The sequence below is a fragment of the Pseudomonas beijingensis genome (assembly GCF_030687295.1).
Classification (GTDB): domain Bacteria; phylum Pseudomonadota; class Gammaproteobacteria; order Pseudomonadales; family Pseudomonadaceae; genus Aquipseudomonas; species Aquipseudomonas beijingensis.
In genome coordinates, this window is record NZ_CP117425.1 from 6283298 (window position 1) to 6298128 (window position 14831).

The 14831-nt window shown below is 62.9% G+C and carries 10 protein-coding genes and 3 pseudogenes; 10 read left to right on the forward strand and 3 right to left on the reverse strand.

Going from position 1 to position 14831, the window contains the following annotated elements; translation table 11 throughout:
- Positions 1-3 precede the first annotated feature (3 nt).
- The 3 genes and pseudogenes from tssK to tagH all read right to left on the reverse strand — a co-directional run bounded on the left by tssK (position 4) and on the right by tagH (position 3433).
- A pseudogene (gene tssK, locus PSH84_RS28055) lies at positions 4-1339 on the reverse strand (type VI secretion system baseplate subunit TssK).
- A 15-nt stretch (positions 1340-1354) separates the two neighbouring features.
- A pseudogene (gene tssJ, locus PSH84_RS28060) lies at positions 1355-1862 on the reverse strand (type VI secretion system lipoprotein TssJ).
- Positions 1863-1930: 68 nt separating this feature from the next.
- On the reverse strand, positions 1931-3433 hold the full coding sequence (tagH, locus tag PSH84_RS28065) for a type VI secretion system-associated FHA domain protein TagH (protein ID WP_305482064.1): 1503 nt from the start codon (positions 3431-3433) through the stop codon (positions 1931-1933).
- Between the two features lie 416 nt (positions 3434-3849).
- On the opposite strand from tagH, the pseudogene tssA reads away from it, so the two are divergent.
- The 10 genes and pseudogenes from tssA (at position 3850) to tssH (ending at position 14692) form a co-directional block, all read left to right on the forward strand.
- Positions 3850-4888 (forward strand): annotated as a pseudogene (tssA, locus tag PSH84_RS28070) (type VI secretion system protein TssA).
- 81 nt (positions 4889-4969) lie between these two features.
- Positions 4970-5476 (forward strand): type VI secretion system contractile sheath small subunit, encoded by a 507-nt coding sequence (tssB, locus tag PSH84_RS28075; RefSeq protein WP_305482065.1) that lies wholly within the window; start codon positions 4970-4972, stop codon positions 5474-5476.
- Positions 5477-5478: 2 nt separating this feature from the next.
- A complete protein-coding gene (gene tssC / locus PSH84_RS28080) occupies positions 5479-6975 on the forward strand; it encodes a type VI secretion system contractile sheath large subunit (protein ID WP_122567584.1) in 1497 nt (498 codons plus the stop codon).
- Positions 6976-7198: 223 nt separating this feature from the next.
- Positions 7199-7687: an Hcp family type VI secretion system effector gene (locus PSH84_RS28085; protein WP_122567585.1), complete on the forward strand. Its 489-nt coding sequence runs from the start codon at positions 7199-7201 to the stop codon at positions 7685-7687.
- 81 nt (positions 7688-7768) lie between these two features.
- Positions 7769-8209 (forward strand): type VI secretion system amidase effector protein Tae4, encoded by a 441-nt coding sequence (locus PSH84_RS28090; protein WP_122567586.1) that lies wholly within the window; start codon positions 7769-7771, stop codon positions 8207-8209.
- Complete coding sequence (locus PSH84_RS28095) at positions 8206-8646, forward strand: hypothetical protein (RefSeq protein ID WP_305468840.1); 441 nt, start codon at positions 8206-8208, stop codon at positions 8644-8646. Before PSH84_RS28090 ends, PSH84_RS28095 begins: the two co-directional genes overlap by 4 nt.
- The gene (tssE, locus tag PSH84_RS28100) at positions 8640-9152 is read left to right on the forward strand and encodes a type VI secretion system baseplate subunit TssE (protein WP_058542707.1); all 513 of its coding nucleotides are present in this window, start codon (positions 8640-8642) and stop codon (positions 9150-9152) included. The genes PSH84_RS28095 and tssE overlap by 7 nt, the downstream gene beginning before the upstream one ends.
- Positions 9149-11008 carry a type VI secretion system baseplate subunit TssF gene (gene tssF, locus PSH84_RS28105; RefSeq protein WP_122567588.1) on the forward strand — a complete coding sequence of 620 codons (1860 nt, stop codon included), beginning with the start codon at positions 9149-9151 and terminating at the stop codon, positions 11006-11008. The genes tssE and tssF overlap by 4 nt, the downstream gene beginning before the upstream one ends.
- Positions 10972-12021 (forward strand): type VI secretion system baseplate subunit TssG, encoded by a 1050-nt coding sequence (gene tssG / locus PSH84_RS28110; protein ID WP_305482067.1) that lies wholly within the window; start codon positions 10972-10974, stop codon positions 12019-12021. Before tssF ends, tssG begins: the two co-directional genes overlap by 37 nt.
- Positions 12014-14692, forward strand: a complete 2679-nt coding sequence (gene tssH, locus PSH84_RS28115; protein WP_305468841.1) for a type VI secretion system ATPase TssH — start codon at positions 12014-12016, stop codon at positions 14690-14692. Before tssG ends, tssH begins: the two co-directional genes overlap by 8 nt.
- The last annotated feature ends 139 nt before the right edge of the window (positions 14693-14831 follow it).

Here is a 14831-nt window from a genome sequence, read left to right on the forward strand (position 1 = left end):
GGTTTATCCTCGGATCGCCCAGAAAGCCAGGTTCAGCCCTGGGAACTGGCCGGCGATGTGGAACGCAAAGCCGCCGGAGTTGCTCAACTGCTGCCAGTGGTCGCTGCCCCGGTCGAGTTCGTAGTAGGTGGAACCGGCGTGGTACGGCAGCTGCCGTGGCGCCACCGGCAACGGCAGCAGGCCGATGCCCGGCAGTTGCAGGTTGACCAGATCGCGGATGTGCTCCACCGAACCGACCTTGCTCTGCTGGCCGAAGCGGCTGCGCAGGGTTTCGGCCGGTACATCGGCACGCACCACCAGAATGAAACTGGCGCTGTCGAGCAAGGTCTTGTCGGCGAGCATCGCCACGTGGATGCCGTAGGCTTTCTCGACAATCGGAATCGGCGTCGCCTTGCTGTCGATCAGCATCGACAGGGCTTCGCGCAGGGCCTGCATCACCGGCGCGTAGCTGAGCGCCAGGTCATCGTGCTGGTACGGCGGGTATTGCTGCGGTCGTCGCCCGGAGGCGGTGAACGTGGAAAACTCCCCGGCCAGGCTCACCAGTTCGCTGTAGAAGCGCTCGGGGTGCAGCGGGCTCAACTGGCTCAGGTGCTGGATCAGCGGCTGAGCGCGGTTGACCAGTTGCAACAGCATGAAATCGGCGATCTCCGAGGCGCCACCGGCACCGGACGCCACCACCCGCCCGGCCAAGGCTTCACCGCGTTGATGCAGCAGGCCCAGCAGTTCACTGCGAAACGCCGCCAGCGGTTTGGAAGCGATGACATCCAGCAGCGGCGGGATGTAGGCGTCGTCGAGCACCAAGGCACGGTCAGCACGTTTTTCCTTGATGCGCACCACACCGATGGCGGCGTAGTCGCCGATGCCATCCTGCTCGGTCAACAACCGCAGGGCCCGGGAGCCGAGGGCCACTGGCGCACGGTTCTCGAACGGCGCGTTGTCGTCGCGCACTTCGCACACCTGGCTCACATACCGCGCAGCACCGAGGTCTTCGCCTTCGTCCACGGTGTCACGGGCGCCGGCACGCTTGAGCGGCAAGGCCAGGTACACCAGGCCGTCACGCAGGTTGTCATCGACGTTCAGCGGTGTGGGCGCCAGGTCATCCTGGGGAATGTTGAAGGGCGTACCGTCCGGCAGCAGGCCCCGCGCCGAGATGATCGCCAGCTTGCCCTGGGCCAGCAGGCCCTGGTCGATCAGCAGTTCGGAAAAACCCCAGGCGCCGGCCGACAATGGGCGGCTGCGTGCGTCGATGAGGGTTTTCCAGGTAGCGGTCGTGCTGTTGGAAGTGCTGCGTTCCAATGAACATGCCTTCCGACCAGACCACGCGATTGTTCCAGGACATGGGGGCTCCGATTGCTTATTGGGCAGGGCTGGATGGGGGAACGACGACGGCGCTGCGCACGGCGCGCACGTCGAGGCTGATCTGGTATTCGGTGTATTCACGCGCCGGGACATTCATCACCGTGCGCCACAGCGACTGGTCCAGCTCGCGATAGCCCACCAGTATTCCGATGTGTCGCGTGGCGGGGTCGAGGTCGCGTTGCAGGCTCAGTTGCTGGCCGGGCTGGATCAGCAACCTCGTCCTGGTCGATCAGGTCGGCGCCCAGCGTGGCCTGGGCCCGTTCGGCCAGGGCGAAATAATCGGAACGGCCAAAGGTCGCGGCATTTTTCAGTTCGAAAATGCGCACCCGGACCGGGGCCGGCTGGCCGGTGGCGCCGGGGTTGAGGCCGGCAATGGCATGGAAATGCAGCTCGATGGCGGCAGTGTCGGCCTCAGCTTCTTCGGGCTGGGGGTTGGCCGCATCCTTGGCGCACGCCGTCAGCAGAAGCGCGGTGGCGACTGCGAGTAAAAACCTGGGAATCATCCTGCGTCCTCAATGACGTTTGAGCTATCCGTTGTTGGCTTATCAATATTGTTATAGGACAGCGCCGCTCAACGGCGTCGCTGTCGTGTGCTGTGTTCTTCGTAGGCGCGGCTGAATTCACGGCCGAACAGATCTTGGAAATCCTCCTGGGCCTCACGGGAAATGTTGCTGTAGAGCTCGGTGAATTGCTGCCAGTACTGGGCCTGCCGCGAGCCGCTGAAAATACCGGAGAGCCCACCGGGCTTGGCCATGCGTTCTTCCAGTTGCGCTGGCTCGAAGCGCCCCAGCAAATGCTTGATCGCCGCTTCCACGCCGGCCATCACCGCCAGTTGGTGGGCCCGCAAGTCATCGAAACTGTCACGCACCGCCGCGTCCGGGGCCATGAACGCCTGGTTGCCGTGGCGCAACAGCAACAGCAGGGCTTCATCGACATTGGGGGCGAATTTCAGCGGGTTGTTTTCCACCGGCTGGATCATCGTCTGCTGGATGCGGAACTCACCCTTGAGGCTGCTGCGGGCGCGCAAGACATCGATCAGGCCTTCGACCATCAAACGATAACTGCGCCCAATGCTTTCCATCTGCGCTTCGGCCTGGGCCTTGTCCAGGCGCAACTGATCCAGCCCGGCACCGCGCAGGAAGGCTTGCAGCAAGTCGGGTTGGTTGGCCTCAATCGGGGCGACTGGAGCAACCGGAGCAACCGGAGCAACCGGAGCAACCGGAGGTGCGACCGGGGGCTCGACGCGGGTCACCGGCGCTTCACGCACGGGCGGCGGCGGAGCACTGATTTCAGCAAAGATGTCGACGAGCGGAGGCTGCGCAACAGGCGTCGCGACAGGTTCAACCACCGGCGGTAGCGGCACCGGCGGCGAGGCCACGGGCAGCGGAGCAACCGCCACCGACGCAGGCTTGTCGCTGAACGGGTCCCAGTCGTCCGGAATCATCGAGGCGGACGGCGGTATCACTGGCTCGACCACCGGCGGTGGGCTCGGCCGGGGAATCGGCGTCGGCGGGCGGAAATTGTGTTGCTCGGCCGGGACATGGTCAGGCTGGGTGGCCGGCGGGACACTGCTTGGGGTCAAGAAGTCGAACAGGTCCGGCAGGGTGTCCATGGCCGACACGCCCTGGAAATGCGCAGGCGAGGCCACCTGGATCGGCGACGGCGTATGCGCGGGGGCGCTCTGCTGGCCCATCAGGGCCTCGAAACTGCTGGGCGACTCGGCGAACGGGTTGCTGTCGGTGACCGGCAGGTTGAAATCCACGCGTGCCTGGATTTCATAATCACCGATGCGAATCACTTCGCCGTCTTGCAGGGGCTCGCTGTTGCCCTTGCGCAGGCGGACGCCGGCCTTGACCAATTCCACACCATTAGTGCTGTTATCGGTTAAATAATAACGCCCGTCTTTGTATTGGATAACGCAATGTTTACCGGAAACCAGACGCTCGGGGTCCGGTAATACCCAGTCATTATCGGAATTACGGCCAATTGCCATCACCCCCTGATCCATGGACTTTTCAGAACACTGGCCTGGGGTAATTTTGTGATAACTAGTGATAGTCAAACACAGCGGCATCTTGCCTCCTTGCTGAATACTTCGCGCGCGGGCGGGAGTGAGGGGTCAGGCCCTGACAACCCGCCGGCAACCTTGCCAACAACCGTGAAAACGGCTTTTTGCCAGCATGATTGCTGATCATAACCGGCTTGCGTGACAAAAACCCCACGTCAGTTGCCGCTTCGACCGGTAGGTCGGGCAGGCTGTTAAGCGCATCACAACTGTTACAGAGGGGCTACACTGGTGAAATAGCTTACCTTGACAAGCGATAAGTACTACACCAAAAATGCACAACTTCTTGAATATAGATGATGGCACTTTAAAATCATTGCAGATCTAAAGGGCCATTATCGTCAAGGAACATGTGAAGTTTTATCCGAAACTTGCGTGTGAACTGCCCGACTTCTATCAAGCGGGTGATAGGGAGATCGATCCAAGTGGATGTGCCTTTGTTGCTCGCCGCCGTTTCCGCGACTTCGCCGTGCGGTGAAGATCTGGAATATGACGCGGATTTCCTGCGCCTGGAGCGCGACTCCCGGGGCCAACCCGAGCGCAGCATGGGCGATTCGATCCTGCCTGCCGAACCCCCTGAATGGCGCAGCATCCAGCAGCAGAGCCTGGACTTGCTGCAACGCAGCAAAGACCTGCGCATCACCCATTTCCTGATGCAAAGCTCCCTGGCCCTCGAAGGCCTGCCGGGCATGGCCCGTGTGCTGACGCTGATCAGCGAGTTGCTCAAGCAATACTGGGCCGAACTGCATCCGCGCCTGGACGCCGATGACGACAATGACCCCACCGTGCGCATCAATGCCCTCGCCGGCCTGACGTCCGATGTCACTCTCCGCCTGCTGCGCGAAAGCATCCTGACCCGTTCGCGGACCTTCGGTGCCGTCAGCCTGCGCGCCGCCGCCAACGCCAGTGGCCTGCAAAGTTTTCCGGATGAAAACCTCGGCGCCGAACAACTCGCCGGTGCCCTGCTCGACAGCGATCCCGAGCAGTTGGAAATTACCCGCGCCGCCGCTGCTCGAAGCCCGCAGCGCCGCCGAAGCCATCGAGCAGCAGGTCAGCGACCAGGTCGGTTCCGCCCAAGGCGTGGACCTCGGCCCGTTGAAGCAACCGTTGAAGATGGCCCTGCAGATTCTCGGTCAGTTCGCCCCGCAGAGTGGCGACAGCGCCCTGCCCGATTCCGTGAGCGACGACAGCGCCGCAACAACAGAATATGCCAGCGCGCCAAGCGCACCGCGCCACACCAGCGACAGCACCGTCAGCGGCGACATCAACAACCGTGACGACGTGCTGCGCAGCCTGGACCGAATTCTCGCTTACTACACCCGTCATGAGCCCTCCAGCCCGCTGCCGGTGCTGTTGAATCGGGCCAAGAATCTGGTGCACGCCGATTTCGCGGCCATTGTGCGCAACCTGATTCCCGACGGCATGAGTCAATTTGAAAACCTGCGCGGCCCAGACAGCGAATAAAAAGCGAGCGGATCACGCAGTCACGTCACCGGCACCCCCGATGACGCCAACACCGTCGCTCAAGCGACCAGGAGCAGCAACGTGGCGAAGCAAAGTTCTCAGAAATTCAGCGCGCGCAACCGCGCGCCTCGAGTGCAGATCGAGTACGACGTCGAGCTCTACGGCGCCGAGAAAAAGGTCCAGTTGCCCTTCGTCATGGGCGTCATGGCCGACCTCGCCGGCAAGCCCGCCGAGCCTCTGGCAGCGGTAGCCGACCGCAAGTTCCTCGAGATCGACGTCGACAACTTCGACTCGCGCCTCAAGGCCATGCAGCCGCGCGTGGCGTTCCATGTGCCTAACGAACTGACCGGCGAAGGCAACCTGAGCCTGGACCTGACGTTTGAAAGCATGGACGACTTCAGCCCGGCGGCCGTGGCCCGCAAGGTCGACTCGCTGAACAAGCTGCTCGAAGCGCGCACCCAGTTGGCCAACCTGCTGACCTACATGGACGGCAAGACCGGCGCCGAAGAAATCATCATGAAGGCGATCAAGGACCCAGCGCTGTTGCAGGCCCTGGCGAGCGCGCCGAAGCCAGCACAGGACCAATGATCATGACTGACAATACAGCCCGCGAAGGCGTGCAAAACCTGGGCGCCACTCAAGAAACCAGCGAGTTTGCGTCCCTGCTGCTGCAAGAATTCAAACCCAAGACCGAGCGCGCCCGCGAAGCCGTCGAGACGGCCGTGCGCACCCTGGCCGAGCAGGCCCTGGCGCAGACCGACCTGGTGTCCAACGACGCCATCAAGTCGATCGAATCGATCATCGCCGCCATCGACGCCAAGCTCACCGCCCAGGTCAACCAGGTCATCCACCACCCGGACTTCCAGCAACTGGAAAGCGCCTGGCGTGGCCTGCACTACCTGGTCAACAACACCGAGACCGATGAGCAGCTCAAGATCCGCGTGCTCAACATCTCCAAGACCGACCTGCACAAGACCCTGAAGAAATTCAAGGGCACCGCGTGGGACCAGAGCCCGCTCTTCAAGAAGATGTACGAAGAAGAATACGGCCAGTTCGGCGGCGAGCCTTACGGCTGCCTGGTGGGCGACTACTACTTCGACCAGTCGCCACCGGATGTCGAGTTGCTGGGCGAGCTGTCGAAAGTCTGCGCGGCCATGCACTCGCCATTCATTGCGGCGGCATCGCCGACCGTGATGGGCATGGGCTCGTGGCAGGAACTGTCGAACCCGCGCGACCTGACCAAGATCTTCACCACCCCGGAATACGCCGGCTGGCGCTCGCTGCGTGAATCGGAAGACTCGCGCTACATCGGCCTGACCATGCCGCGCTTCCTGGCGCGCCTGCCGTATGGCGCCAAGACCGACCCGGTGGAAGCCTTCGCTTTCGAAGAAAACACCGACGGTGCCGACAGCTCCAAGTACACCTGGGCCAACGCCGCCTACGCGATGGCGGTGAACATCAACCGTTCGTTCAAACACTTCGGCTGGTGCTCGCGCATCCGTGGCGTGGAATCCGGCGGCGAAGTGGAAAACCTGCCAGCCCACACGTTCCCGACCGACGACGGTGGCGTGGACATGAAGTGCCCGACCGAAATCGCCATTTCGGACCGCCGTGAAGCGGAACTGGCGAAGAACGGTTTCATGCCGCTGCTGCACAAGAAAAACACCGACTTCGCCGCGTTCATCGGCGCCCAGTCGTTGCAGAAACCGGCCGAATACGACGACCCGGACGCCACCGCCAACGCCAACCTGGCCGCACGCCTGCCGTACCTGTTCGCCACCTGCCGGTTCGCTCACTACTTGAAGTGCATCGTGCGCGACAAGATCGGTTCCTTCAAAGAGAAGGACGAGATGCAGCGCTGGTTGCAGGACTGGATCCTCAACTACGTCGACGGTGACCCGGCGCACTCCACCGAGACCACCAAGGCCCAGCATCCACTGGCTGCCGCCGAAGTGATCGTTGAAGAAGTCGAAGGCAACCCGGGGTACTACAACTCCAAGTTCTACCTGCGCCCGCACTACCAGCTCGAAGGGCTGACCGTGTCGCTGCGCCTGGTATCGAAACTGCCTTCGGCCAAGGGCGCGTAAAGCTTTACTGAACGGTACAAGGCCAATGTGGGAGCGAGCTTGCTCGCGATGGCGGTGGATCAGTTGTCATGAGCATGCCTGACACTCCGCTATCGCGAGCAAGCTCGCTCCCACAGAGGATCTTCAGTGAATTGGAGATCGCCTTCGTAGCGTTCAACGGCAGTAATTTCGCAAGGTCAGCGTCAACCAAACAATGTGGTTAGAAACCACACAGGGAGAAAACATGGCTGTTGATATTTTCATCAAGATCGGCGACATCAAGGGCGAGTCCATGGACAAGGCCCACAAGGACGAGATCGATGTCCTGAACTGGAGCTGGGGCATGTCCCAGTCCGGCAACATGCACGTGGGCAGCGGCGGTGGTGCGGGCAAGGTCAACGTCCAGGACCTGTCCCTGACCAAGTTCGTCGACAAGGCGTCGCCAAACCTGATGATGCACTGCGCCAGCGGCAAGCACATCGACAAGGTCAAGCTGACCGTGCGCAAGGCCGGTGGTGAGAGCCAGGTCGAGTACATGATCATCAACCTGGAAGAAGTGCTGGTCACTTCCCTGAGCACCGGCGGCTCGGGCAGCGATGATCGCCTGACCGAAAACGTCACCCTGAACTTCGCCAAGGTGCTGGTGGACTACCAGCCACAGAAAGCCGATGGCACCAAGGAAGGCGGCCCGGTCAAGTTCGGCTGGAACATCCGTCAGAACGTCAAGGTGTAATCGAACACGCCCCCGGTGCCACGCGCCGGGGGTGTTTGGTGCTTGCTCGAATCCAACCCTTTCCCACGTGGTATCTGAGTCATGGCCAAGCCTTCGTTTATCAATTTGTGGAACAGCTATCCCACCACCTCCACACCCTGTGACGGGCCTTGGGATAATCAGTGCGCTATCCGGATGAGCATCACGCTCAATGCGGAACAGACGATCAAGGTCAACAAGTCGACTTACAGCGAACCCAAGTGTGCACACGAACATGCTCGGGGCGCCGAGTCGTTGGCCAGCTGGCTTTGGCGTCATCATCTGGGTCGTCCAACGATTCTGACCGGAAGCGCCGAGGACCGCCGCACACTCAATCAGAAGACAGGAATCATTTTCTTCAAGGACTGTTTTGCACGGCTCGGGCAATCCGAAGAAGCCCGTACCGGCGACCATATCGACCTATGGAATCGCGGCAGAGTCACCGGCGACTTCGCCGATCAGGCTCATCGCTCAAAGCAAGTCTGGTTTTGGGAGCTGCCATGATCAAACGAGCGCTGCTGGCGGCGTTGTCGAGCAGTCTTTTCCTAAGCCTGAACGCTTGCGCCGAACAGACCGACCCTGCGGCTGCACAAAGCGTTCAGGTCGATCTCGCCGGCCAGACCCTGACCCTGGAAAACCACGGTCAACGTTGTGCCTTGCGCAAACCAGACCAAAGCCTGCTCACGCTGGACATGCCGTGGCCCTGCCACTTGAGCGTCGACCGTAAAGGCTTGCCACGCGTCGAGCGTTTTAACAACGCCTTGATCATCATCGTGCAGCATTTCGAACCAGAACCGGCGCCCAGCACTGAATGTCGCTCTCAATACCAAGCCATCAGACAAATCGAAGGCCGGCTGGAGGCATCGATTGTGGCCGGTGGCGGCCGTTGCATGGCCGGCGCCCTTGATCAGAAAAACTTTGTGGCCCTTTTTACGTGGTAACCGAAATCGCCACCCGCGATCGCCTCCAACCCTCCCTATTGGACCGGTTGACCGACGACGATCCGACCAACCCCAAGGAAAGCGCCGACAAGCGCGTGCTGTCGCTCACCCAGTTGAAAGCCTCGGTGCTGCGTGACCTGGCCTGGCTGCTCAACACCACGTCATTGCTCGACGCCGATGCCACGCTGCATACCCCGGCAGGTACGTCGGTGGTGAATTTCGGCCTGCCGGCGCTGGCCGGCAACAGCGCGTCGAACGTCGATGTCTCGGCCCTGGAAACCTTGATCCACCAGGCCATTGCCACCTTCGAACCGCGCATCCTGCGTCACACCCTGCGGGTACGGGCCCGGGCGACGGCTGAGATGAACCACAACGCCTTGAGCTTCGAGATCGAAGGCGACCTCTGGGCCCAGCCGGTGCCGCTGCGCCTGATGCTGCAAACCGACCTGGACTTGGAAACCGGCCACGTGCGCGTGGTCAACGCCGACCAGCGGAGACGCTCATGAACCCGCGCCTGCTGGAGCTGTACAACCAGGAACTGCACCACGTGCGCGAAAGCGCGGCGGAGTTCGCCAAGGAATACCCGAAGATCGCCAGTCGGCTGACCTTGTCCGGCATGGACTGCGCCGACCCGTATGTCGAACGCCTGCTGGAAGGCTTCGCCTACCTGACGGCACGGGTGCAGCTCAAGCTCGATGCCGAATACCCGACCTTCACCCATAACCTGCTGGAAATCGCCTACCCGCATTACCTGGCGCCGACACCGTCGATGACCGTGGTGCAGATGCAGGCCGACCCGGACGAAGGCTCGCTGAGCAGTGGTTTCCCGCTGCCCCGCGATACCGTCCTGCGCGCCGCCCTGGGTCGCGAAACCCAGACCTGCTGCGAGTACCGCACCGCCCACGCGGTGACGTTGTGGCCGTTGCAGGTCAGCCAGGCTGAATACTTCGGCAACCCGTCCGCCGTGCTCGGGCGCCTGGCCGCCAGTGAACCCAAAGCCAAGGCCGGGCTGCGCATCACACTGCGCACCGGCGCCGAACTGCCGTTCAACAGCCTGGCCCTGGACAACCTGCCGCTGTACTTGAGCGGCGCCGACGAACAACCTTTCCGCCTCTACGAACAACTGCTGGGCAATGCCTGCGCGGTGTTCGCCCGCAAGCCCGGCGGCGATTGGGTGGAGCGCCTGCCCCAGGATGCGTTGCGCTCGCGAGGTTTCGACGATGCCGACGCCGCGCTGCCGGTGGTGTCGCGAGCCTTCCAGGGCTATCGCCTGTTGCAGGAATACTTCGCCCTGCCCCACCGCTTCCTGTTTGTCGACTTCACTCAGCTAAGCCGGGCGGTCAAGCGTTGCGACGGCCAGGAACTGGAGTTGATCGTGCTGTTCGACCGTCACGATCCAAGCCTGGAAGGCAGCGTCGGAGCTTCGCAGTTCCTGCCGTTCTGCACCCCGGCCATCAACCTGTTTCCCAAGCGCCTGGATCGCATTCACTTGTCGGAGCGGGTCAACGAACACCACGTGATCGCCGACCGCACCCGGCCGATGGATTTCGAAGTGCATTCGCTGAGCGGCCTCACCGGCCACGGCACCGGACCAGAGCAGCCGTTCCTGCCGTTCTACGCCGTGCGCGATCCGTCCCGCTATGGCCGCGACCTGGCCTACTACACCGTACGCCGCGAACCGCGCGTGCTGTCCAGCGACCAGCGGCGCAACGGCCCGCGCTCGACCTACATCGGCAGCGAAACCTTCGTCAGCCTGGTGGACAGCCAGCAAGCGCCGTACCGCCACGACCTGCGCCAGCTGGGCGTGACGGCGTTGTGCACCAACCGCGACCTGCCGCTGTTCATGAGCGTGGGCAACGGCAAGACCGACTTCACCCTGGCCGACAGTGCGCCGGTTGGCGCCGTGCGTTGCGTGGCAGGTCCCAGTCGCCCACGGGCCAGCCATGCCCACGATGCCAAGGCCTGGCGGCTGATCAGCCAGTTGTCGCTGAACTACTTGTCGTTGAGCGAACAAGGCCAAGGCGCCGCCGCCCTGCGGGAACTGCTGCGCCTGTACGGCGACAGCAATGACGCAGCGCTGCAATTGCAGATCGAAGGTCTGCGGGAAGTCAGCAGCAAGGCATGCACCCGGCGCTTGCCGATGCCCGGCCCGATCGTGTTCGGTCGAGGCCTGGAGATCACCCTGGAATTCGATGAAAACGCGTTTCGCGGCACCGGGGTGTTCCTGCTCGGTGCGGTGTTCGAGCGCTTCCTGGCACGCTACGTGTCGATCAACAGTTTTACCGAGACGGTGATCCGTACCACCGAACGCGGCGAGATCATGCGATGGAAAGCCAAGCCCGGACGTCGTCCGACCCTGTGAGTACCCTGGAGGCGATGCACCAGGAACCCTGGGAATACGACTTCTTCCAGGCGTTGCGGCGCATCGAGTGCGAATCCCCTGAGCTGCCGCGCCTGGGCCATTCCCTGCGCCTGGCCGATGACCCGTTGCGCCTCGGGCAACAGGCCGATTGCACCTTCGCCCCGGCCACCCTCGCCTCGGTGCAACCAGGCGGCGATGGTACGCCGGCGCGCCTGGAGCAGTTCTTCTTCGGCCTCGGCGGCCCCAACGGCCCGATGCCGCTGCACATCACCGAATACGTGCGCGAACGCCAGCGCAACAACGCCGACAGCACCAGCAAGCGCTTCCTCGATGTATTTCACCATCGCCTGCTCAGCCTGTTCTACCGGGCCTGGGCCGAAGCGCGGCCGACGGTCAGCCATGACCGTCCGGACGACGACTATTGGTCGGCGCGCCTGGCGGCCCTCAGCGGCCGGGGCATGCCGAGCCTGCTCAACCAGGGGCTGATCCCCGACACGGCGAAGCTGCACTACAGCGGCCACCTGTCGGCGCAAACCCGCTACCCGGATGGTTTGAAGGCCATTCTCAGCGAGTACTTCGGCCTGCCGGTGGAGATCGAAGAATACGTCGGCCAATGGCTGGAACTGCCGGAACGCAGCCGCGTCGGTGTCAACGCCCAGCTGGGCGTGGACTTCTGCCTGGGCCGCTTCGTGTGGGATCGCCAACACAAATTCCGCATTCGCCTGGGGCCACTCAAGCTCGTTGACTACATGGGCATGCTGCCCGGCAGCCAACCGTTCAACGAGCTGGTGGCCTGGGTCGCCGAATACCTGGGCCACGAGCTGGACTGGGACCTGAACCTGGTCCTGGAACAGTCCGAAGTCCCGGCCCTGCAGCTCAATGGTCGTTTCCGCCTGGGGTTCAATACCTGGCTGGGCCGCCCCGAAACAGATGCCAACGATTTAATACTGGCCCGGCATTACGCCGAACAGGCCAACACCTCACAGACCTCAAGGAGCCATGAGCATGGGTGAAATCAGTCGCGCCGCGTTGTTCGGCAAACTCAACAGCGTGGCTTACAAAGCCATCGAAGCCGCCACCGTGTTCTGCAAGTTGCGCGGTAACCCTTATGTGGAACTGGCCCACTGGTTTCACCAGTTGCTGCAACTGCAGGACTCCGACCTGCACCGCATCATCCGCCAGTTCAACATCGAGCCGGCGCGCCTGGCCCGTGACCTGACCGAAGCCCTGGACCGTCTGCCACGGGGCTCGACGTCCATCACCGACTTGTCGTCCCACGTGGAAGAAGCCGTGGAACGCGGCTGGGTCTACGGCAGCCTGATGTTCGGCGAAAGCCAGGTGCGCACCGGTTACCTGGTGCTGGGCATCCTCAAGACCCCGAGCCTGCGCCACGCGCTGCTGGGCCTGTCGTCGGAGTTCGACAAGGTCAAGGTCGAAGCCCTGAGCGAGCGGTTTGACGAATACGTCGGCGACTCGCCGGAAAACGCCCTGACCGCCAGCGACGGTTTCAATGCCGGCGCCGTGCCAGGCGAAGCCAGCGGCGCCATGGCCCCGGCCGCCATGGGCAAGCAGGAAGCCCTCAAGCGCTTTACCGTCGACCTCACCGAGCAAGCCCGCAGCGGCAAGCTCGACCCCATCGTCGGCCGTGACGAAGAGATCCGCCAACTGGTGGACATCCTCATGCGCCGCCGGCAGAACAACCCGATCCTCACCGGTGAAGCCGGCGTGGGCAAGACCGCCGTGGTCGAAGGCTTCGCCCTGCGCATCGTCGCCGGCGACGTGCCGCCGGCCCTCAAGGACGTGGAACTGCGCAGCCTCGACGTGGGCCTGTTGCAGGCCGGCGCGAGCATGAAAGGCGAATTCGAACAGCGCCTGCGCCAGGTCATCGAAGACGTCCAGGCCTCGCCCAAGCCGATCATCCTGTTCATCGACGAAGCCCACACCCTGGTGGGTGCCGGTGGCGCCGCCGGCACGGGCGACGCGGCCAACCTGCTCAAGCCGGCCCTGGCCCGCGGCACCTTGCGTACCGTGGCCGCCACCACCTGGGCCGAGTACAAGAAGCACATCGAAAAAGACCCGGCCCTGACCCGCCGTTTCCAAGTGGTGCAAGTGGCCGAGCCGTCGGAAGACAAGGCCCTGCTGATGATGCGCGGCGTGGCCTCGACCATGGAAAAACACCACCAGGTGCAGATCCTCGACGAAGCCCTGGAAGCCTCGGTCAAGCTGTCCCACCGCTACATTCCCGCGCGCCAGCTGCCGGACAAATCCGTGAGCCTGCTGGACACCGCCTGCGCCCGCGTCGCCATCAGCCTGCACGCCGTGCCGGCCGAAGTGGACGACAGCCGCCGGCGCATCGAAGCCCTGGAAACCGAGCTGCAAATCATCGCCCGTGAGCACGCGATTGGCGTGGTCATCGGCACTCGTCAGACCCATAGCGAAAACCTGCTGAGCGCCGAACGCGAGCGCCTGGCCGAGCTGGAAAGCCGCTGGGCCGAAGAGAAGACCCTGGTGGACGAACTGCTCGCCACCCGCGCCACCCTGCGCGAGCGCGTCGGCGTGGTGGACAGCGAGGATGGCAGCGAGACCAGCCACGAACTGCGCGAGAAACTGGTTGACCTGCAACAGCGCCTGACCGCCCTGCAAGGTGAAACCCCGCTGATCCTGCCGACCGTGGATTACCAGGCCGTGGCCTCGGTGGTCGCCGACTGGACCGGTATCCCGGTGGGCCGCATGGCCCGCAACGAACTGGAAACCGTACTCAACCTCGACCAGCACCTGAAAAAACGCATCATCGGCCAGGACCATGCCTTGCAGATGATCGCCAAGCGCATCCAGACCTCCCGCGCCGGCCTCGACAACCCGAGCAAGCCGATTGGCGTGTTCATGCTCGCCGGCACCTCCGGCGTGGGCAAGACCGAAACTGCCCTGGCCCTGGCCGAAGCCATGTACGGCGGCGAGCAGAACGTCATCACCATCAACATGAGCGAGTTCCAGGAAGCCCACACCGTGTCGACCCTCAAGGGCGCGCCTCCGGGCTACATCGGCTACGGCGAAGGCGGCGTGCTGACCGAAGCCGTGCGGCGCAAACCGTACAGCGTGGTGCTGCTGGACGAGGTGGAAAAAGCCCACCCGGACGTGCATGAGATCTTCTTCCAGGTGTTCGACAAAGGCGTGATGGAGGACGGCGAGGGCCGGGTGATCGATTTCAAGAACACCCTGATCCTGCTCACCACCAACGCCGGCACCGAGCTGATTGCCCAGGTCTGCAAAGACCCGCAGAACGTGCCCGAGCCGGAAGAAATCGCCAAGGCCCTGCGTCAGCCGCTGCTGGAGATTTTCCCGCCGGCCTTGCTCGGTCGCCTGGTGACGATCCCGTACTACCCGCTCAGCGACGAGATGCTCAAGGCCATCACCCGCCTGCAACTCAACCGCATCAAGAAGCGCGTGGAGAGCACCCACAAAGTGGCCTTCGACTACGACGACGCAGTGGTCGACCTGATCGTATCGCGTTGCACCGAAACCGAAAGCGGCGGGCGCATGATCGACACCATCCTGACCAACAGCCTGCTGCCGGACATGAGCCGCGAGTTCCTGACCCGCATGCTCGAAGGCAAGGCCTTGGCCGGGGTGCGGATCAGCGCGGTGGACAACGAATTGCAGTACGATTTCAGCGACGCGGCCTGACGGTAAGGAACACCGTACAACCCTGTGGGAGCGAGCTTGCTCGCGATAGCGCAAGTACATTCAACATCAATGTTGACTGATACGCCGCCATCGCGAGCAAGCTCGCTCCCACAGTGGCATCTTCCGCAGTGGTGTTGCG